At 47.9% G+C, this 19281-nt stretch carries 19 protein-coding genes and 1 pseudogene; 6 read left to right on the forward strand and 14 right to left on the reverse strand.

What is annotated here, in order from left to right:
- The 3 genes and pseudogenes from H6G00_RS35010 to H6G00_RS21095 form a co-directional block, all read right to left on the reverse strand.
- Window positions 1-188 (reverse strand): annotated as a pseudogene (locus H6G00_RS35010) (IS1 family transposase); the annotation flags it as partial.
- Window positions 189-278: 90 nt separating this feature from the next.
- Window positions 279-1637, reverse strand: coding sequence for an FAD-dependent oxidoreductase (locus tag H6G00_RS21090; protein WP_190798250.1), 1359 nt, complete (start codon window positions 1635-1637; stop codon window positions 279-281).
- 236 nt (window positions 1638-1873) lie between these two features.
- On the reverse strand, window positions 1874-2521 hold the full coding sequence (locus H6G00_RS21095; RefSeq protein WP_190798251.1) for a class I SAM-dependent methyltransferase: 648 nt from the start codon (window positions 2519-2521) through the stop codon (window positions 1874-1876).
- 237 nt (window positions 2522-2758) lie between these two features.
- Between H6G00_RS21095 and H6G00_RS21100 the strand changes: the two genes are divergently transcribed.
- Entirely contained in the window at window positions 2759-3250 is a 492-nt protein-coding gene (locus H6G00_RS21100) for a hypothetical protein (protein ID WP_190643815.1), read from the forward strand.
- Between the two features lie 71 nt (window positions 3251-3321).
- On the opposite strand, the gene H6G00_RS21105 is transcribed toward H6G00_RS21100, so the two are convergent.
- From H6G00_RS21105 to H6G00_RS21115, 3 genes are all read right to left on the reverse strand, one after another.
- Window positions 3322-4026, reverse strand: coding sequence for an alpha/beta hydrolase-fold protein (locus tag H6G00_RS21105; protein WP_199318630.1), 705 nt, complete (start codon window positions 4024-4026; stop codon window positions 3322-3324).
- Window positions 4027-4325: 299 nt separating this feature from the next.
- Complete coding sequence (locus tag H6G00_RS21110; protein WP_190798253.1) at window positions 4326-4712, reverse strand: DoxX family membrane protein; 387 nt, start codon at window positions 4710-4712, stop codon at window positions 4326-4328.
- A gap of 31 nt (window positions 4713-4743) precedes the next feature.
- The gene (locus H6G00_RS21115; RefSeq protein WP_190643818.1) at window positions 4744-4935 is read right to left on the reverse strand and encodes a hypothetical protein; all 192 of its coding nucleotides are present in this window, start codon (window positions 4933-4935) and stop codon (window positions 4744-4746) included.
- Between the two features lie 295 nt (window positions 4936-5230).
- Here H6G00_RS21115 and H6G00_RS21120 point away from each other — a divergent pair, with 295 nt between their 5' ends.
- Entirely contained in the window at window positions 5231-6271 is a 1041-nt protein-coding gene (locus H6G00_RS21120) for a hemerythrin domain-containing protein (RefSeq protein WP_190798254.1), read from the forward strand.
- Between the two features lie 426 nt (window positions 6272-6697).
- On the opposite strand, the gene H6G00_RS34820 is transcribed toward H6G00_RS21120, so the two are convergent.
- Complete coding sequence (locus tag H6G00_RS34820; RefSeq protein ID WP_199318631.1) at window positions 6698-7330, reverse strand: DUF6335 family protein; 633 nt, start codon at window positions 7328-7330, stop codon at window positions 6698-6700.
- 252 nt (window positions 7331-7582) lie between these two features.
- Between H6G00_RS34820 and H6G00_RS21130 the strand changes: the two genes are divergently transcribed.
- Together H6G00_RS21130 and dinB are read left to right on the forward strand one after the other, a co-directional pair.
- On the forward strand, window positions 7583-8191 hold the full coding sequence (locus tag H6G00_RS21130) for a DUF4126 domain-containing protein (RefSeq protein ID WP_190798255.1): 609 nt from the start codon (window positions 7583-7585) through the stop codon (window positions 8189-8191).
- Between the two features lie 47 nt (window positions 8192-8238).
- On the forward strand, window positions 8239-9336 hold the full coding sequence (gene dinB, locus H6G00_RS21135; RefSeq protein ID WP_190798256.1) for a DNA polymerase IV: 1098 nt from the start codon (window positions 8239-8241) through the stop codon (window positions 9334-9336).
- A 213-nt stretch (window positions 9337-9549) separates the two neighbouring features.
- Here dinB and H6G00_RS21140 read toward each other — a convergent pair whose 3' ends face one another.
- From H6G00_RS21140 to H6G00_RS21160, 5 genes are all read right to left on the reverse strand, one after another.
- Window positions 9550-10434, reverse strand: a complete 885-nt coding sequence (locus H6G00_RS21140; RefSeq protein WP_190798257.1) for a hypothetical protein — start codon at window positions 10432-10434, stop codon at window positions 9550-9552.
- Window positions 10435-10459: 25 nt separating this feature from the next.
- On the reverse strand, window positions 10460-11056 hold the full coding sequence (locus H6G00_RS21145; RefSeq protein ID WP_190798258.1) for a DUF1517 domain-containing protein: 597 nt from the start codon (window positions 11054-11056) through the stop codon (window positions 10460-10462).
- Window positions 11057-11252: 196 nt separating this feature from the next.
- The gene (locus H6G00_RS21150; protein ID WP_190798259.1) at window positions 11253-13955 is read right to left on the reverse strand and encodes an ATP-binding protein; all 2703 of its coding nucleotides are present in this window, start codon (window positions 13953-13955) and stop codon (window positions 11253-11255) included.
- A 105-nt stretch (window positions 13956-14060) separates the two neighbouring features.
- Entirely contained in the window at window positions 14061-14216 is a 156-nt protein-coding gene (locus tag H6G00_RS34825) for an XRE family transcriptional regulator (RefSeq protein ID WP_199318632.1), read from the reverse strand.
- Between the two features lie 259 nt (window positions 14217-14475).
- Window positions 14476-15405 carry a LysR family transcriptional regulator gene (locus H6G00_RS21160; RefSeq protein WP_190798260.1) on the reverse strand — a complete coding sequence of 310 codons (930 nt, stop codon included), beginning with the start codon at window positions 15403-15405 and terminating at the stop codon, window positions 14476-14478.
- Between the two features lie 100 nt (window positions 15406-15505).
- On the opposite strand from H6G00_RS21160, the gene H6G00_RS21165 reads away from it, so the two are divergent.
- Window positions 15506-16522: an NAD(P)-dependent alcohol dehydrogenase gene (locus H6G00_RS21165; protein WP_190798261.1), complete on the forward strand. Its 1017-nt coding sequence runs from the start codon at window positions 15506-15508 to the stop codon at window positions 16520-16522.
- A 135-nt stretch (window positions 16523-16657) separates the two neighbouring features.
- On the opposite strand, the gene H6G00_RS21170 is transcribed toward H6G00_RS21165, so the two are convergent.
- Window positions 16658-17230, reverse strand: a complete 573-nt coding sequence (locus H6G00_RS21170) for a Uma2 family endonuclease (RefSeq protein ID WP_190798262.1) — start codon at window positions 17228-17230, stop codon at window positions 16658-16660.
- Between the two features lie 38 nt (window positions 17231-17268).
- The gene (locus H6G00_RS21175; RefSeq protein ID WP_190798263.1) at window positions 17269-18480 is read right to left on the reverse strand and encodes an FAD-dependent monooxygenase; all 1212 of its coding nucleotides are present in this window, start codon (window positions 18478-18480) and stop codon (window positions 17269-17271) included.
- A gap of 394 nt (window positions 18481-18874) precedes the next feature.
- Here H6G00_RS21175 and H6G00_RS21180 point away from each other — a divergent pair, with 394 nt between their 5' ends.
- On the forward strand, window positions 18875-19117 hold the full coding sequence (locus H6G00_RS21180) for a hypothetical protein (protein ID WP_190798264.1): 243 nt from the start codon (window positions 18875-18877) through the stop codon (window positions 19115-19117).
- The last annotated feature ends 164 nt before the right edge of the window (window positions 19118-19281 follow it).

Here is a 19281-nt window from a genome sequence, read left to right on the forward strand (position 1 = left end):
TCTATCGCACGAAAGCCCATGCCATTGAGATAGAGGTTCAAGCAGTGTGCCTTGACCTCTAAGGAATAACCTTGAGGGGTGTGAGTTTCACGAAATTGACGACCGCAACTGTGGCACAGATAGTTCTGGATACCCTTGCGTCGTCCGTTCTTGACGGTTTGGTTGGATTGACAGTGTGAACATTGCATCATACTTCTATTGTGCAACGCCAGTTTTGGAGTTGGTATAACGGCACTGGTGGTGTAGAGGGGTTCTTGCGATCGCCCTTTGTGCCAGTTCTATAGTGAAAAGATTTCCTCAGCACTAGACGGGTGAATTCCGATCGCACTATCCAGGTCATGCTTTGTTACACCCAGCCTGAGCGAAACGGCTAGACTTTGCACAATATCTACTGCTCGATCGCCCATAATGTGAATTCCCAAGACTCGTTCTGAATCCTGCCGATTCACTACTGCTTTCACAAACATCTGCTCATTCCCTGCCGCCAAGCAATAGAGCAGGGGACGAAACCGCGTCTGATAGCAGAAAACAGCATCACCAAACTTTTGACGTGCCTGCGACTCAGATAAGCCAACTGTCGCAGCTTCCGGCTGTGACGCGAGCGAAATGGGCACCCAGTCGAGCCTGACGCTGGAAGATTTTCCTCCAAATTCGGCATCTGCAAAGGCTCTTCCCTGGGCGATCGCACTGGGAGTAAGGGGAATACGTCCTGTACAATCCCCAATCGCAAAAATGTTGCTCTGAATGGTACGACTCGATTCATCAACGCTGATTGCCCCTGCTTCGGTCAACTGGATATTCGCTTTTTCTAGATTCAGTCCTGCTAAATTGGGCTTGCGAGGTACATTCATTAGGACCGCATCAACGGTTAGGGAACTTGGCTGTTTGGAGTTCGATTGATTAGACAGAGTGAGACACAAACCTTTCTCTGTTTTCTCAATTTTGGCAACATTAGTTTTGAGTAGAATCTGCACTCCTTGTTTGCTCAACTGCTCCTGAATTTCCTCGGCTAATTCTGCATCAAAAGCAGCAAGAATGTGGTCTTCAGGGATGATCTGAGTCACGTTTGTCCCTAGCGCGTTTATGCTTCCGGTAATCTTTACCCCGATCGGATCACCACCCACTACAGCAAGCGATTTAGGTTGTTGGGGTAAGTGATAAAGTTGGTGCCAGGTAATCGTATGTTCGATTCCTGGAATTGATGGTTTGCTCGGTTTTGCACCAACGGCAATGAGAATTTTTTCTGCTGTGATGGAGCGATCGCCCACAGTTACCGTATGAGCATCAAGGAAGTGAGCTTGTCCTTGAATGACTTGAATATTCCCCTCTTGCAGGTGACGAAGATGCACCCCATTGAGGTGCTCAATATGCTGTTCCTCTGCCCTGACAAACTGCGACCAGTCAAACTCACGGTTGCTCTCTTTCCAGCCATAGCTCACCGCTACTTGCTCCAAATTACGAAAGCCAGCCGCATAGTCCAGCAATTTTTCTGGAATGCACCCGTGGTTAACGCAGGCTCCCCCCGGTTTGGACTGTTCTGCGATCGCGACACTCGCGCCATAGGTTACTGCCCGCTGCGCTGCTGCCAGCCCTCCAGAACCCGCTCCAATTACAAAAAGGTCATAGTCGTAAGCCAAGTTATGTTGCGCTCCTTTCAGGTGCAATTGAGGTGTGATGGATTTTTACAAACAAGGGCAAGTTCCGGTTTCTCAGTTCACGAGGCTAAAAATCAGAACGTGACTAGAGTTCATTCAAGAATGATTTCGATTGAACTACTTCATCCTAAGTACCGAACTCGGCTAGCTCTAAAGGAGTAACCAGCCTGAATTAGAGGCAACTCTCTAAAGTAATGAAAATTACATTTGGAGCAACTTCAAGTTGTTTTTTTGAAGGTTAAAGCAATAAAGGTGTAGTCTTTTTTGTACCAGGTGACAGTTTTATCCGTACAAGCTGGGATGTTGTCTTGTTCGAGGTCAAAACCACAAGTCTGGGCGATGGCGATCGCTTCTTCAACTTGAGGCTTGGAGAAAATCTGCCAGGAAAGCCCAAACGGTTGAATAGAGGAATCTACTTCCACTTTGTCTTCCCAGTAATCAGTCGTGACAAAAAGCATCCCGTTTGGCTTGAGAATTCGGTAAGCTTCATGGAAAAAGGCTTTTAGATCGACTCCATGTTCAATCACAGAGATACTAACTGCCCAATCAAAAGATTCATCGGGGAAAGATGTATTCATTAGATCTCCCTGATGCAGCTTGTAAGGCAGCGTGGAGGACGATGGGGGAAGATGAAGGTCAATCCCAGATAAGTTGGTGAAACCTAATGCGGCTAAAAACTTCAAGGTGCAGCAGTCGCCACAGCCAAGATCTAGAATTGCAGACTGTTCAGGCGTGTGCAGGAGTTGTTGAGCTAGCAAAAACTGATCCCAATTTTTTTGAACCGTGATGTGAGTCGGTAATTCTTGATGTTGCAATGACAGTGTTGCATTGCCAATCTCCAACCAACTCTGTAAAACCTGGATCATGCAATACTCCTCTCACAAGTCGCTCAATTAAAGTTCATTTCTCTAGCGATCTTAGGTTATACCAATTCCAAAAATTAGGGCTACAGATGGAAGGGCACTCTATTTAGCGGGGTGCCCTTCCGTCTGTAGCTTCTTTTTAGAGAAACGTTATTATTCCTGGGGTAGAGCCGCAATAGAGAATCGCTGGCTACTCTACAGGAGGACGATTGTATTCTACAAAATCTTGGTTTGCTAAAAATGGTAATTGACCGTGAGAGTGTAGAAAAGCCGCCTGAAGTTATTGACCCGCCTAAATCTTTACCTACGGCTGATTTTTATCAGCTGATTCATGAGCAGATCAGCAATGAAGATGACTCAATGAATCAACGGGTGAACTGGCTCATTATTTCACAATCCTTTTTCTTTAGTGGGTTCGCAACGTTACTCAGTTCGCCTCCAAAGCCAGAGAATGATGGCTATGCTGATCTGCATGATCTTCTACTCTGGATTATTCCTGGCATTTCTCTGATTACCAGCCTGCTCATTTATGTGGGTATCTTGACTTCTCTGGTTTACATGGCTAGCTTGCGAAAGTCATTTCAAACCTATCCCTCAGACAACACTACAGAACATTTTCCCCCAATTCAAGGTACGACAACCACTCGCCGTTTGGCTCAGATGCCTGCGGTCGTGGTGCCACTACTTTTTATTTGCACCTGGATTGTTTTGTTGGTTCAAGAGCTGCGTTGACTACAGGTTAAGCGAATGATGCAGCTCATTACCTAGAACTCGTTACGTGAGTGAGCGTAGCCTGTAGTGGCTTAGAGAGTAGCGGCAGTCTCATTCATAAACCATTCCAAAGCAGCACGTCTGATCTCACTTGGAACAGTGTGAGGGCCGTCAAACTCCTGATACAGCATGTCATAACCTGCTTGTTGCAACCGAGGTACAATTCGACGGCTACATCGATCGATAGGCAAAACTGTATCCTGCTGACCATGAGAAACAAACAGCCGGGGTGAACCAACCTGATCTGCTGGTGCCATGAATCCAGGTGAAAAAGCAATGATGTGCTTAAACAAATCTCCATTGGTGAGTCCAATAGAGAGGGCATAGGAAGCCCCATCAGAGAAACCTGCGATCGCAATGCGGTTTGGATCTATGGCATAACGACTAAACGTCTGCGTTAATGCTTGATCGATGAAGGCAACATCAGGCCCATATTGGCTCATGATGACATCCCACGTCTGATGACGTGAGTCTACAGCCAACAAGATTGTCTCGAATGGATCTGCCAAGTCTTGGAGTATATTCATGGCTCCCTCGGCATCTCCTCCCGCCCCATGTAGCATCAAGATTAGGGGAGCGGAGCGATCGCCACGATAACCAGCAGGTACATAAATAACACCATCTCGGCTATCACTTAGCCCTAGGGGATGAAGCCCCGCAGAACCAGTCTCTGTAGGTTGTGTAGGGCGGGCACGCAATCGCCCTGTGGTTAAATTGGTTTGCTTTGAAGATCCCATGCTTAGCAGGTTGTGTGTTGTGCAACTTGATATTTGAGCAACAGCGATTGGTATAGCACCTGTTACTCCCAACCGGAGTAGCCGTCGTCGAGTCCAATAATGAGGGGAGTGGTTAAATTGCTTCATTCAGTGTTGCTCGTTGCGATCGCTTGCCAATCTTCAACACCTCAGTAGCACATAGTATGAATTCCGTAGGGGCATGGCATTGCCATGCCCCTACAGAGGGGATTGAAATCCGTGAGTCATACCCGCATTCAGCAACGGCGTATGTTTTTGAACGTGAAATTGCTGCGGTGATACTAGAACTCGTGACTATCCTGACGAGTAAACCACCCTGCCCAAACGACTAAAAGTATTTGGAAGGGAAGCCGCAGCCAAATCAAGGGCGGATCATTGGGTAGAGCGAGTACTGGAATGTTATGGATGGCCTGATACAGGTTGGCTGGAAAAACGGCAATAAATAAAATGACGAGAATCCAGGCTGCTGCACGACTAAATTGAGGAATGAGTAATCCAGCTCCGCCCAATATTTCAAAGAAGCCACTGCCGTAAACCAGTGCCAGCGGATGAGGAAGAGAGGATGGCACAATGCTGACGAAGGGAGCCGGGTCAGTGAAATGCTTGATGCCAATCACAACCATTGCGATCGCCAGAAAAATCCGAAAAACAGTCTTATATCGGGCCATTGCGTTTATCAGGTCAGCGACTTCACAAAAACTAGCGAGAGTCTGTTCCCTGGTTAGGAGACCCTTCAACCTCATTTTTCTTTTGTTCAGCTTTCACCTGTTCAGCTCCTATTTTTCTGTATTCCTCTCTTTCTTGCTCATCTTGATATGCCGCAGGGGCTTGTTCTTGAGGTGAGGGAGCACCTCCAAGATCGATACCTTCTCTATTCTTATCTTGAGTCATGACTCGTACCTCTAATTCGTAACTTTACTACTTCATCCTGTGGAGTACAGGCTTATCTAGACGCTAGCAAACCGGTTGATCGGAGCTATCCCCCTTTAGCGGGAGAGTCAGGTGGGTTATGTTGTACCTACAAGTCACCTGTTTAGAACACTTACATCTAACTTTGGCTAGGTGGATATAAATCTATGCATTTGCAGAATCTAAGGTACTGGGTACTGCGGCATTAAGCAATTCAAAGCTTGATGCCGTATTCCAGCGATGGTATTTCAAGTTATTTTTGCAGGAGTTATTTAGCATGGCTGTATCGTTGAACGACGAAAAGCGACGTATGATTGGTGAAAGGCTGGCAGACTTGCAGTCCTTTCAAAATTTAATTATCTCTAACGATCAAAAACTGATTAAGGCTTGCCCGTATAACGATGTGCGTGAGCGCCTCCAAAATATGCTCCAGGATGACCAGAAAAATCTGGGCATTATCGAAACTGTGATTGTTCAATACGGCATTCAAGTTGAACCCAGTGCTGCAACTAAGACATTTACTCAGCAGTTTGAGCAGATGATGTCGGGTGATGAGTTTACGTTCTACCAAAAACTCATACACCATGAGTTGATGAAGCATGGTCAAGCTATGAGTGGGATAACTATTCACAAAGCAGCCCAAAAAGTAGGGGCAGATATCGAAGTGGCGATCGCCCCTCTAAACACTGTTAACTTTGAAGGACGTGCCCATCAGGAACAGCTTAAAGGAATGTTAGAGCAGGTCGGTGTCCGGGAAATGACTGGGCAGGATGCTGATCAGGGGCTATGGGCACGGGTACAGGATGCGATCGCTGCCCTTTCGGGTGTGGCTGGCAGCGTTGTCACCCAAAACACGGACAAGCAGGATATGAACATCCAGACCTTGATCCGGCTAGATCACAATAAGGTGAATACAATTTTCACCGAAATTGGTGCGACTAAAGATCCGCAAAAGCTGCAAGAGTATTTTGGGCAGCTCTACAAAGATTTGCTCACCCATGCTCAAGCTGAGGAAGAGTTGGTTTATCCAAAAGTACGCCCCTTCTATGGGGATGGTGATACGCAAGAGCTTTATGACGAGCAAGCTGAAATGAAGCGGATGTTGGATCAGATCCGATCGCTTGATCCCAACTCAAACGCGGATGAATTTCGCTCTCGGATTAAGGACTTGATGGATGTTGTAGGTGATCACATTCGTCAGGAAGAAAGTACTTTGTTTGCAGCGATTGATAAGAACTGTAGTACTGAGCAAAAGGAACAAATGGCGACGGAGTTCAAAGCTGCTAAAAGCAGGATTCAGCAGGAAATGACGGTGTAGCTTTTGTAGTTCTGTCATTGCAATAAAACGGGCTATAAATAGAAGGGCACCCTACTTGCAGGGTGCCCTTCTATCTGTATTCTGACTTCAATTTCCTTTGTTCTCTCGTTCCTGGCTTGTTCCCTGGTTCCTACAGCTACTTTGAAGTGGGTAAACCATAGCATAGAGGTGGTTCGCGAACCGCTCTTGCAGGGATTTGTGGTTCATGCAAGTGGAAACTGCTGTAATTCCTAGCTAGGAATCCAATGTTGAGGCTCTACTTCCGATCGCTCACTTCTAGAGCAAAGTATGGAAACGAGGCGATCATAAAAAGAGGGTTATAGTACTACGCGCCTTGGTTAAAGCACTTTAGTGTAAGAAAACTCCCATGTACGGGAGCTTTCTTACACTAAAGTGCTGTCTTAAGAAACAGACTCAGCTATATCCTTAACCTCGACGGTCTTGATAGTCTTCTGAGGATGTTGGGTCTAGCTCCCAGCGGCGATCGTCGCGCTCTTCTAACATGTCATTTGTTCTCAAAAAGCTGCGATCGTCGGTTTGAATCCCTACCGCTGCGGCCAATTCTTCAACCACATCTTGATCAGGAGTGTCTACAGTTCCACCGACTCCCTCTTCACCTACTGCCTCTGCATCTTCATAGTTGGCATCTACATCTCCACCCGTTAGGACGTAGTCGGGTTCGTTTAATGTGTGGCTGCCACGACGTGAGTATCGACCGGCGCGATCGCTCGGTTGTCCTTGAAGCCCAGTACCGTAGGATTCAGTAGATTCTTGTGGAAGGTTGCTAATTGCTTCTTCATTGTCATCAGCATCCACAACACCATCATCATCATCCAGGTTGTCATCCGTGTCGTCTGTTGCAACGGTGTCAATTACAGCCTGATTAAGGTCAACCTGCTTTAAACCAATTTCGTTTTCAATATCGGGAAGTGCTCCTGGCTCTGAGCTAATTGAATCCTTCAAAGGAAACTCGGCTTCAAATTCTTGCTCAACTTCTTCTCGAATTGCCTCGAAGTCTGCATTTTGTTCTGGTTCTCTAGCATTTTCCATACTGGTCATCCTGCAAAGCCTCGGTATCTATATCTGCACATTAGCTAATCTGGGTCTTAATCAAACTCTTCATATGGACAGACAAAAGTCGGCTGATAGGCTGAAAAATACCTGTGTTTGCACACCTTTTCAATAGAAACGCGCGGTAGGTGAAAAGATCTTCCCCGACCGAGAAGGTCTTTCCACCTATCGCCCTAATTCTAAGAATTGGCATTAGATAGACTAGGACAATAAGTCGGTGAAGAGATATCTGTTAGAGTCATGAGTCACTTCTTTAGCCTGGATACGCTGATCGAAGTTTTATTGGGGATTAGCCTGAGTGTGGCTGCGGGCTTTCGAGTATTTGTGCCGCTGTTGGTGCTGAGTGGGGCTTCTGTCGTGGCTCACCTAAATCTGCCAACAGACTTTGATTGGCTTGAAACACCCCAAGCACTCGCTGTGTTTGCGATCGCCTGCGTTCTAGAAATCACGGGTTACTATGTTCCCTGGCTTGATCATCTACTTGATATTGTCTCAACCCCAGCAGCCGTAATTACTGGGACCGTGGTTGCAGCTTCCCTAACTCCAGATATTAACCCGGTCGCCCAGTGGACCCTTGCTTTGATAGCGGGGGGTGGAGCCGCCGGATTGACAAAAGGAGTGATGAACCTGTTTCGGCTTACCTCAACTGCTGCATCAGGCGGGTTAACCAATCCGATTTTGGCAACGATCGAGTTAGTGTTAGCCGTCACGCTTTCAGTCTTAGCTGTCACTGTGCCCCTGGTTGCAGGAGCTTTGTTGCTTATCCTTCTAATCGTTGGAACTCAGCGACTTTGGGTGTTTCTTGCTGCGCTGCGATCGCCCCAAATCACCGACTCTAGTGAGAGTTGAGAGGACAAATGTACTAAAATATTGGAGCCGCTGAACAATCTCTGAGTATGTCTGCTCCTCGCAAAATCATCCACATTGATATGGATGCCTTCTTTGCTTCCGTCGAGCAGCGTGACCATCCCCCTTATCGCAATAAACCGATCGCAGTAGGCGGCAAGCCAGAGCAACGAGGCGCGGTAGCTGCGGCTAGCTATGAAGCCCGCAAGTATGGTGTTCACTCGGCGCTGCCTTCTCGCATTGCCAAACAGCGGTGTCCTCATTTGCTGTTTGTCACACCTCGATTTGAGGTTTATCGGGCTGTCTCGCAGCAAATTCGAGAAATCTTTTATCGTTACACTGACCTGGTGGAGCCATTATCACTGGATGAGGCATACCTGGATGTGACTCAAAACAAGTTGGGTATTCCTTCTGCAATGGCGATCGCCCGTGAGATCAAACAAGCGATTTTGCAGGAGACTCACCTGACCGCCTCAGCGGGTGTATCTATCAACAAATTTCTTGCAAAGATTGCTTCAGGGTTGGATAAACCGGATGGACTGTATCTGATTTCACCCGAACAGGCCGCATCTTTTGTAGAGAGTTTGCCCATCGAAAAATTTTATGGTGTGGGGGCTGCAACTGCGCGAAAGATGGAATCTTTGGGTATTCACACCGGTTTGGATTTGAAGCAATGGTCAGAAACCGACTTGGTGCAGCGGTTTGGTAAGGCAGGACGCTATTACTACCGAGTCGCTAGGGCTGAGGATGATCGACCCGTCAACCCTAATCGAATTCGTAAATCAATCGGGGCAGAGGAATCCTTTGCGGAAGATCTGGAAGAGCTTGAGACAATGACGGCAATGTTGAAGAAATTGGCTGAGGAAGTCGTCGAACGGATGAACAAACATCAGCGATATGGATACACGTTAACCCTAAAAATCAAATACGCTGATTACCAGCAGATTACTCGTGCTCAAACGGTGAATGTATTGTTGCGAGAAGCCAGCGTGCTCTCCAACCTGGCAACTGCTTTGCTGCTAGAGCATCTTGACCGCTCCCGAAAAGTCAGATTGTTGGGTTTAACCGTGTCTAACCTTACCGAACCGTCTGTACCTCTTTGCTACGACCAACTTCTTCTGGAATTACCTCCATTTTTTCATTCGTAATCCCCCGAAAAAAATTGCTGTAATACCGTTTCCACAAGAACAAGCTACAGATGGAAGGGCACCCCACTTAACGGGGTGCCCTTCCATCTGTAGCCCTAATTTTTAGAAGAGTATAAGAAACGACTACACTAATGGCAGCGATCGCCCAAACCATCCTGGGAGTTTTAGAAGATCTTTTGCAAATTCTGGTCGAGATCCTGGAACCGTAGGTTTTTAACGTCGTCTACGGGGTCTACTTGACCTGCCGCCAAAACCGCTAGGTTGACGGTAAGTAGGTCTCGGAGCAGAACGGTTGCGACGTAAGGTCGAGGAACCATAGCCTGAACCCGTCCCGCGATCGCCACTGGTTGTTCGGCGAGTTCTGGTTTGACCGGCTGTAGGCGATCGCAGTCGTCCGCTGGTTCTCAACACTTGACGGTTGCGAACTTCAGCCGGAGGAGCCTGATAGCGAGTCTGATAGCGCTGCACTGCCTGATTATAAGTTCTGCCATATCCGCCATAGCCAACCAGAGCTACTCCAGGACTATAAACGGGTGGCACGTAATAATGGGGCGTAAACAGTAGACTGCCCAAAGCTTGCCCTGCCAATGCTCCAGCAAACGGTGTCCAGAAGCTTGTGTCCCTTTGAACAATTACCGTCTCTTGCTGACCCGTTTGAGGATCGGTGACCGTCTCAGCCACATTGTGAACATACTCAATTCTAAAGTCTTCTGTGAGATGCAGAGCTGGCTGTCCTTGCTCAACCGCCAGATAACTTTGTTTCCCACTGTTGATCTCCTCGTCGGTCAACCGCGCCATCGCCAAGTTGGTCGTCCGAAAAACCGAAGACTCACCAGGAGCCGTATTGAGAAGCATCGCACTGTATTCCCCTGAAGCATCGTCATATGTCACCTGCTGTACAGGATATTGTCCATCCGACAACTGACTTTGAGCGGTTGGTGAGTTAGCAGGTTGGCTTTGAGGCGAGGGTGAAGTACCGGAATAGGGATCTCCAGCATAAGGAACGCCACAAGAAACAGTCGTCACTCCTAAGGCTAGAACCATTGAAAAAATTAGGAATTGGCGAATTTTAGTGGTTAAAGTTTGAATACTATTCATAGTTGTTCTTTTAAAGTTGTTGAAGCTAGAGAGGCAGAAGTTCTGGAAAGTTGAGCAATAGTTGTTCTGAAGTCAGTTCATCTCCCAACTGTGCAGGAGAGAAGTGAACCTGAACCGCTCGTAATCTGCCCTGATAGTGAAGATTGATCATTGCTTTCAGACCTGCTTTAAGAGCGGCTAGATCAGCCAGGTCAGTTTCTAAATCGGGTGATTCTCCCTCATACGCTACTGTCAGCATGACAACTAAGTTATGAGTGATGGGTAAGGATAAAGCGTCTTCCGGAGAAGCATCCAGGTCTAAAACACTCTGATAACGCCCAGCAGAGTCTGTAAACAACTCATCGACGTAGTCACCAGCCTCTCCTTCATCCCAAAAGACATCTCCCTCATTGGTGGCTGACTGCCAGTAAAGGTCGTACTGTAGGAGCGTTTGGCAAATCTCAGCCAACCCTTCTCCTAAAACATGCATATCTCCCTCATGCTCTACCGCTTGCCGCCCTGTCTGGTTAAGCACTCCTAGCAGGGGTGCAACTTCCTTGCCTGCCAAGTGGAGCAGGATACGACAGACTGCAAAACGGGTTTTGCCGCTGGCTCGGTTGAGGCGATCGCGCCAAGAACTCATTCCTTTCACACCTCTAATTTTAGCTCAACCCCAGCCTATAAAAATTGCCTCTCTCTCATACTCAGTAGGAAGAGAGAAGTTGAGCCATTTGCAAGTCATCCTTAGGTAGACCTCTCGTGTAAATGTAGTGAGACGGAACTACATTACTATTTTGCGTCAAAAAGTGATTTACCAGGAGGTCTGGTGAAAGGGGTAATTACCGACCAACAGCATTCTTTAAGCGGGCGATCGCCTGAACTAGCTCGACAGGTTCTATCGGTTTAGCAATATGTTGCTGGAATCCAGCCGCAAGCACTTGTTGCTGATTTACTTCGCCTGCGTATGCTGTCACAGCGATCGCCGAAATTCGCTCTCCCTGTGGCATCGCTCGAATTTGCTGCATTAACATATAACCGTCCATGTCCGGCATTCCAATATCACTCACCAATACATCCACTTTGGTTTGTCTGAAAACTTCTAATGCTTCAGACGCAGAGCCCACAGTAGATACCTCTGCGCCACTTCCCTTTAATATGAAGCTAATTAAATCTCTCGCATCAGCTTCATCATCAACTAACAGTATCCGAACGCCTGAAAGCAGGGAAGGAAGAGGGGAGCGGAAAAGATTGGTCATTTCATTGCTTGCTGCTTCTCGCTCATCTCTGAACAGTGGCAGCCTCACCGTAAACGTTGCCCCCTGGTCTTCTCCAGGACTTTCTACTTGAATAGTTCCGCCATGTAGCTCGACCAATTGACGAGCGATCGCCAAGCCTAACCCTAACCCACCAAACTGCCGAGTTGTTGTGCTGTCTGCCTGACGGAAATGTTCAAATACATGGGGTAGAAAATCGGCAGGAATGCCTTTGCCTGTATCGCTGACCTGAATTTGAGCGTAGGTAGGAGCAGCGGGAGAGCTGATGTTACGTTCCGACTCACTTCTGTCCGACTCAATCTGCGTCAAACGTACCTCAACCTTACCTCTGTTGGGCGTAAATTTGATGGCGTTGGAGAGCAAATTCCAAACGACCTGTTGCAGCCGAGCAGAGTCACCTAAAACCAAAAAAATGGAATTTTGGGTTCCAGGATTTGGTTGATTGGGCGGCTGATCAGCCTTAATAGATGCTGAGAACTGCCCGCTGTCTGAGCCAAAAGCTAAAATTGTGAACTGCAAGTCGATGGATTTCGCTTCTGCGGCAAGCCGCACAGTTTCCAGGGCAGCACTAATGATTGCGGCTAAGTTGACAGGAACCCGATTAAAGGTGAGTTTGCCGCGCAAAATTCGAGAAATGTCTAGCAAATCTTCAATCAGCTGTGTTTGCAGTCTGGCATTGCGCTCAATTGTTTCTAGGGCATAAGCCGTCTTTGCTGCGTTTAACCTACCGTTGCGAAGTAACCCGATCCAGCCCAGGATAGGGTTAAGGGGCGATCGCAACTCATGGGACAGCACTGCCAAGAACTCATCTTTAATCCGGTTAGCGGCTTCTGCTTCCTCCCGTGCTGACTGCTCATGGGCGAGTAACTGCTCCCGCTCTAGTAGGGCAAGCTGGAGACGGGACTCACTTTGGCGTAAAGCTTCTTCTGACTGTCGTTGAATCGTCTTATCCTGCATAATTTTGACAAACCCTCGAACCGAGTTGTCCTCATCGCGCAGAGGCATGACTAGACCACTGCCCCAAAAGCGGCTCCTATCCTTTCGCACATGCCAACGCTCGTTTTCTTTCCGCCCTTGGGTAAAGGCAATTTGCAGTTCCCTTTCGTGTTCCCCTAAGACACTGTCTTCAGGTGTAAAAATGATCCTTCCACTTTCTCCGACAATCTCAGCTTCTTCATATCCCAGCAGTCGTTTTGCTCCTGCGTTCCAACTAGTAATTCGCCCTTTTAGATTTAGGGTGAAGATGGCATAGTCTTTAGCGCTCTCAAGGATTAAATGTAGACGAGCTTTTTGATCACGAAGTGCTTCTTCAGTTTGTTTGCGATCGCTAATGTCAAAGAGCAAACCATCCCAAACGGCTCCTTCACCTGTTTCTTCAGAACTGGAACTGCCCTGAATCCATTTGAGTTGCCCCGACGGAGTAATGATGCGTCCTTCCCACTGCCAGGGCAAAAAATCTCGAATGGCGGCAGCAATCGAATCTTTTAGAGATTGGGAATCATCAGGATGAACTAACGTCCACAGTGCATTAGCATCCTCAAGGATTGCCTCTGGCTCTAATTCAAGGAGTTTACGGCAACAAGAACTGACATAAGTGAAGGACTCTGTATTTCCGTTATATCGATACACCATCCCTGGCATATTAGTGACGAGCGTTTGAAACCTAGCTTCACTTTCACGCAAAGCTTCTTGCCTTTCTTCAGCAATCTGACGGGCTTGGGCACTAGACAAAGCTACGGCTAAAAATTCTGTCAACCTTGCTAGCACCCGCGCATCCTCACGATCAAACTGTCGCTGCGGCTCGTGTGTCACAACCCAGATGGTGCCCAGATTCCGATCTGCCAACAGCAGCGGCACCATCAGCATTTCCACAGGTGGCGGAGTCAAGGATTGTAAATAGGTGAAGTAGCGCTCAGGATGGGAATAAAGCTGGGCGTTTCTTTGATCCAAGCAACTCCCACAAGGGCTGAAATTGCGAGGGGTTGTATTTCCCTGAAACGGTTCATAGGTTCCTGACAAGGCAACCCAGCGAAAAACTTCCTCCCCGTCTGGAGTTACTTCAACGAGACTGACCCCCGCTGCACCTGCCTGACATAGCTCTCTGGCAATCTCCGCAAAATGCTTGAGGATAATGTGAGGCGGTTTAATTAGCTGTTGCCCCAGGCTTCGCAATACCTGGTTTTCAGCTGCTAGATCAGGTTGCCTGGGCGATCGCTCAAATAACTCATGAGTGATCAGGATATCATCTTCAGAAACGCCATTAGTCATCCCTCTCCTCCTCGCTTGAGAGGTACGCTGACCGCAGGATTTCGCCCTGCGCTCCTAACCGTTCGAGCAGGGAATCAATTCGCTGTCTTGCTAGTGGAGAAGGCATCACTTTTCCATTCTCCCACGATTAATGGTTGGAAAAGTGGCTCCAAACTCGGCAGCAAACTTCTGTTGAGAGAGTTTCATCTCCTGCCGTAGGGCACGGACTAATTTACCAATCGTTGGTTGTTTTACCGTCAACTGGTTGTTGCTGAGAGGCATATGAACCGCAACTATAAAGTCCTATATAACTCTCTTTCTCAGGTTCTGTGTATCTATCGCACGATACAAGCTTCTGTTACGCACAAAAGTCGGGAGCAACACCATAACCGTCAGATGGCTCCATTTGTGAATCCCTGGATGAAATTAGCCTGGTTCACTCCATCCAACTGACCCATTTGCTAAGGCTAAGCACCACGCCAGGATTGAATTTAGCTCCAGTATTCTGAAGGCGATCGCAGGACTTGTACACTGCCTCTACTTAAAGAAGCATTTGAGCAAAAACGTCATGACCTGGTAGAGAAATTTGCTTGGATCGAGCGTCACGAACAACTTTTAAGAACTGGGATAAAGTGGGTGACTGGTTTTGTTTGTGCCATGCTACGGCAACTTCAATTGGAGGAGTTGATTCAGCGATCGCCCGATATACTACTCCAGCGCTGTGTCGCGTTTGGGCACCCGATGCGACCAGGGAAACGCCAGCACCCGCTTCTACAAAGCTGATGACCACTTCGGGTGGAGTTGCTTCTTGCGCGACCTTGGGCTGGAATCCTGCCTGTTCACATAGGCGCATGATCTGGTAATAAAAATCGGGTTTCACCTGCTCTGGACACAGCACAAACGGTTCATTTGCAAGCAGGTGCAGCGGAATGGCGGGTAATGCAGCGAGAGAATGTCCCTGTGGCAATACCGCGACTAACTGTTCGGTTAAAACGGTTTCAAAACAGAGATCGGGATGGTCGAGCGGGAGATGCACAAAGCCGACATCAATATCTTTGGTGGCGATCGCCTGCACCTGTGCTGCAGTACTCGCTTCGGTTAGGGAAATTGATATGGTTGGAGCAATCTCACGAAACGTCTGAATCACATTAGAGAGCAAGCGATTAAACACACAAATGGAGAAGCCAATCACCAGTTTGGTTTGCTGTGCCTCGCCTGCTTGTCTGGCGGCTTGAGCGGCACGTTCAGCCTGTGCTAATGCTAATCGGGCTTCATCTAAAAAGGCTCGTCCCGCCGCAGTCAGCGATACACCCTGTCGATTGCGATAAAACAACTCCACACCCAACTCATCTTCAAGCTGGCGAATTTGACGACTCAGCGGTGGCTGCTCCATAAACAACCGCTCGGCTGCACGGCGAAAGTTTAACTCTTCTGCGACCGCTACAAAATATTTGAGATGTCGGAGTTCCATGACTGCTGATACTGTTTGGGTATCAGTATAGCTCAAAACAGGTCTTGGACAAGCTGTGAAAACCCTCCCATGATAGGGATAACAGCGTTGAAGAACAGTCATGAAAGTAATTCAACTTCGAGACAGTTTTGGTATCGATCGCCTGCAACTCAGCGAACAATCTATCCCAATTCCCGGACCAAGAGAAGTATTGGTCAGGCTGGAAGCAGTGTCTCTCAACTACGTGGATCTGTTAGTCGTGAGAGGGCAATTAAATCCTAACTTGCCGCTTCCTTATATTCCAGTCTGTGATGGCGCAGGTGTGGTTGAGCAAGTGGGAAATGAAATAACCGCGTTTAAGGTTGGCGATCGCGTTGTCACCACTTTTATTCCTGACTGGCTGAACGGCAAACCGACTGCCAGTGCAACCTCCTATGAAACTCGGCCAGGATTAGGGATTGTTGCAGGACAATTGAGTGAATACAAACTGTTTCAGGCAAACCAACTCACTCATTATCCGACTCACCTTTCTGCGGCTGAAGCTTCGACCTTACCAATTGCTGGTTTGACTGCCTGGAATGCCTTGCAGTATGGCGGGCTTCAGCCAGGAGAGACGGTTCTGCTACACGGCACCGGTGGCGTCTCTATCTTTGCTTTGCAATTCGCCAAAGCTCTGAGCGCAACTGTGATCATCACTTCTAGCAGTGATGAGAAGCTGAAACGGGCACAGCAGTTAGGCGCTGATGTTTTGATCAACTACAAAACTACACCTGAGTGGGAAACGGTAGTTCACCAGGCTACAGAGGGTCAAGGTGCAGATGTGGTGGTAGAAACAGTGGGAGGACGGAATCTACAGCGATCGCTCAATGCCCTTCGCATGGGTGGATACATCTCCGTTGTAGGTTTGCTAGACGGCTTTGAGGCAACACTCAATACACTCACTTTGCTACATCAACAGGCAACAATTCGTGGAATGGAAGTAGGCAGTACAGCAGATTTTGAGGCAATGAATGGGGCGATCGCCACTCACCACATTCACCCTGTGGTTGATAAAACCTTCACGGTGGAGCAAACGCAGCAAGCCTTTGAGTATCTGGAGCAAGGATTACACTTCGGCAAAATCGTGATCACTTTTTAATACGTCGAATCTGGTCAACAACTTGGAAAAATTGTTGTCCTACCTTGAATTTACTTCATTGGAATAATCATGCAATATAAACTTTTAGGCAAGACCGGATTGAGAGTTTCTGAACTGTGTCTTAACGCAATGACCTTAGCTTGCTGCAATGATTTCGGCTGCGGTGATGGTGAGTTCTCCCAGTTGAGGCGATCGCATCAACTCATTGCCTTGAAAGGTATGAACCTCTGTGTAAACTGCATTAGTGAGTTCTAAAACCAATATAGTTTCCTGCTGCGGGTCAATAATCCAGTATTCAGGAATGCCTCGGTCTTGATACTGCATTCGCTTTGCAATGTAATCTCTGTCTCGCTGCAATTCTCCAGGGCTGACAACCTCAACTACCAGTAGAGGAGGAACCATGTTAAACCGAATCGTATTCCGTGACTTGAGTAGTTGCACATGTTCCGGCTGAATGATAGTTAGGTCAGGATAACGATTCCTAGGTTCTCCTCTCACTTCAAGCTCTAAACCGTGTCCTCGAACTCGATCAGTGCCAAGCAATAAAGCAAAGAAAAGAAAAAGACGATTGGCAATTTGAACATTCTCTCCTGACTCTGGCGGCACTTCAATTAACTCTCCGTTAAACAACTCATACAGGTTTTCCGTCCCATCGTCATAAGACAGATACTCTTCAAAACTGAGAAATCGAGGTTTTGTATAAGTCATGATGTTGTGGGAGAGTGGGCAACACCTTTAAGCTGCTTTCATTCTACGCTGTGTAACCGAATGGGTGCGGTTCCTTGCCGCAACTGGCGCTGTCGTTTGAGCCACGACCAACGCACGGGATATCTCAGCAGCGGCGCGAACTGGCTAACTCCCCACCGCAACAAGGCACTGTTGCCTAATTTGTCTGCCTGAGCCGCTTCTTCTGCCTGAAGCTGCTGAACTCGAAGGATTTCGGGCGATCGCTCCTCCTGTACTTGGGCGATCGCCTGATCAATTGCTCCCTGTCCTGCTCCTTGCTTTAACAGGGGAATGAGGTGGTTTGCGGCAACTAAAACATCTCGCAACGCCATGTTAATTCCCTGAGCGCGAATGGGGGACATTGGATGGGCTGCATCACCCAGTAGCAACAGTCCTGGAATTGACCAGCGAGGGCAATGTCCTACCACAACTGACAGCAACACAGGATGTTCTAGTGTGTCAGCATGAGTGCGGAAATGGTCTGCTAGCCACGGTGGTGAAGCCGATGCTAACTGCTCAGTCCAATCAACCTGTTTCCAATCGGTCGTGTTATCCCGTAGTGCCCATCCTACCTGCAAATTGCCTTCAGAACTGCGAAACAGCCCAAAGGTGTGTGGTCCTTGAACGATGGAGTAAAAAACATTCTCTAATTCAAGCTGAGGGCTATCTGCCAGTTTGAACCAGAGAATATCAAAATTCTTGCTCTGCTGCTCTAGTGATAAATTGGCTTTTTGGCGCAAAAGTGAGTTACGCCCATCTGTCCCAATCACCAGATCGGCAGTTAGAGTGCGATCGCCCCCCACTCTTACACCGCTTACCCTCTCACCTTCCCACACCAGTTCCTGAACCGCAGTTCCTTGGAGTAATTCAAAGTTAGGAAGGGCGATCGCTTCTTCTACCAATGCCTCTAGCAGAGCGGGTTGTGAAACCAGCGTACAGGGCTGTCCTTCTGGTTCGATCGGCTCCTTTACCTGAAACAGCAATCGACCATTGATTAGAACTTTCCAGGCATCCAGAGGGCGATGAGGAATGCGGTTAAGGATCGATGAAAAGCCCATTTGCGCCAGTGCGTCCAATCCGCTGGGCATGAGTCCCTCACCGCGAAAGGTGCGGCGAAAGGTACGTGAGGCCTCAATGAGTTTGACGGTAATGCCCTGTTGCGCGAGGAGTAGTGCCAGGGTTACACCGGCTGGACCAGCCCCAATAATGATGACTTGTGTATGGTTTTGCACTACTCGTGTACCAGCTTAAATGCTTTAGCTTAACCATATTACAAGGTGATTCAACTGCTGAAGGGTCGTTTAGTACGTGTCAGAGCGCTCGCCCCTTCTCTCTGCTCAAAAGAATCCGTAGCCTGTCACCTTGACGAGATACCGCTCACTCAGATATGCTCTCACGTTAAGGTTGTCTTTTTGACTTACGGCAACCCACTACACCCAAAGATCTAGCGCCGCTCAAAGCTGTTAGCGCAGCGATGAGCGACTAACCCCCAAACTGTCTGAGGCAGTCTGGCGGCTAATGGTGAATTTTAACACTCCCTTAGCCACCCCGACTTGTCGTGTCAAAAAAAGCGGGGTGGCTAGGTTTTTGGGGTTTCCTCAAAAACCTAAACAGGAGTCACAACTCATGTCTCAATGTTTCTTGGAATCTCCCAATGTACCCACTGTGGAGAGAGAAGTTTCTGCACTTCAGAATAGTGAGCGCGATCGCATCCGAGTTCTGATCATTAGCTCTCGCGATGGTGTAATTGAAACGATTCACGACTTATATCATCGAGGCTTTGCTGAAGTCGGAATGTGGAGTCCGTTGTTACCTGCTCCGAGTCCTGGTGAAGTGATGAGTATCTTGACTCGCGATCGGAGAAGGTAAGAGAAGAGAAAGGGGGAGGGAGAGGGGGCGATTGCTTCCTCCCTGAAATCGTGCAGGATACTATACGTTGAAACATTAAGATTTCACGCTGAAGCCGAAACTTAGTGTGGAGGAAGTGAAGATTGGGATCAGAAAGCGTTACAAGTTTTTGACTATTCCTGACT

Origin of the sequence: Leptolyngbya sp. FACHB-541 (assembly GCF_014695875.1) — a bacterium.
GTDB lineage: Bacteria > Cyanobacteriota > Cyanobacteriia > Elainellales > Elainellaceae > JAAUTN01.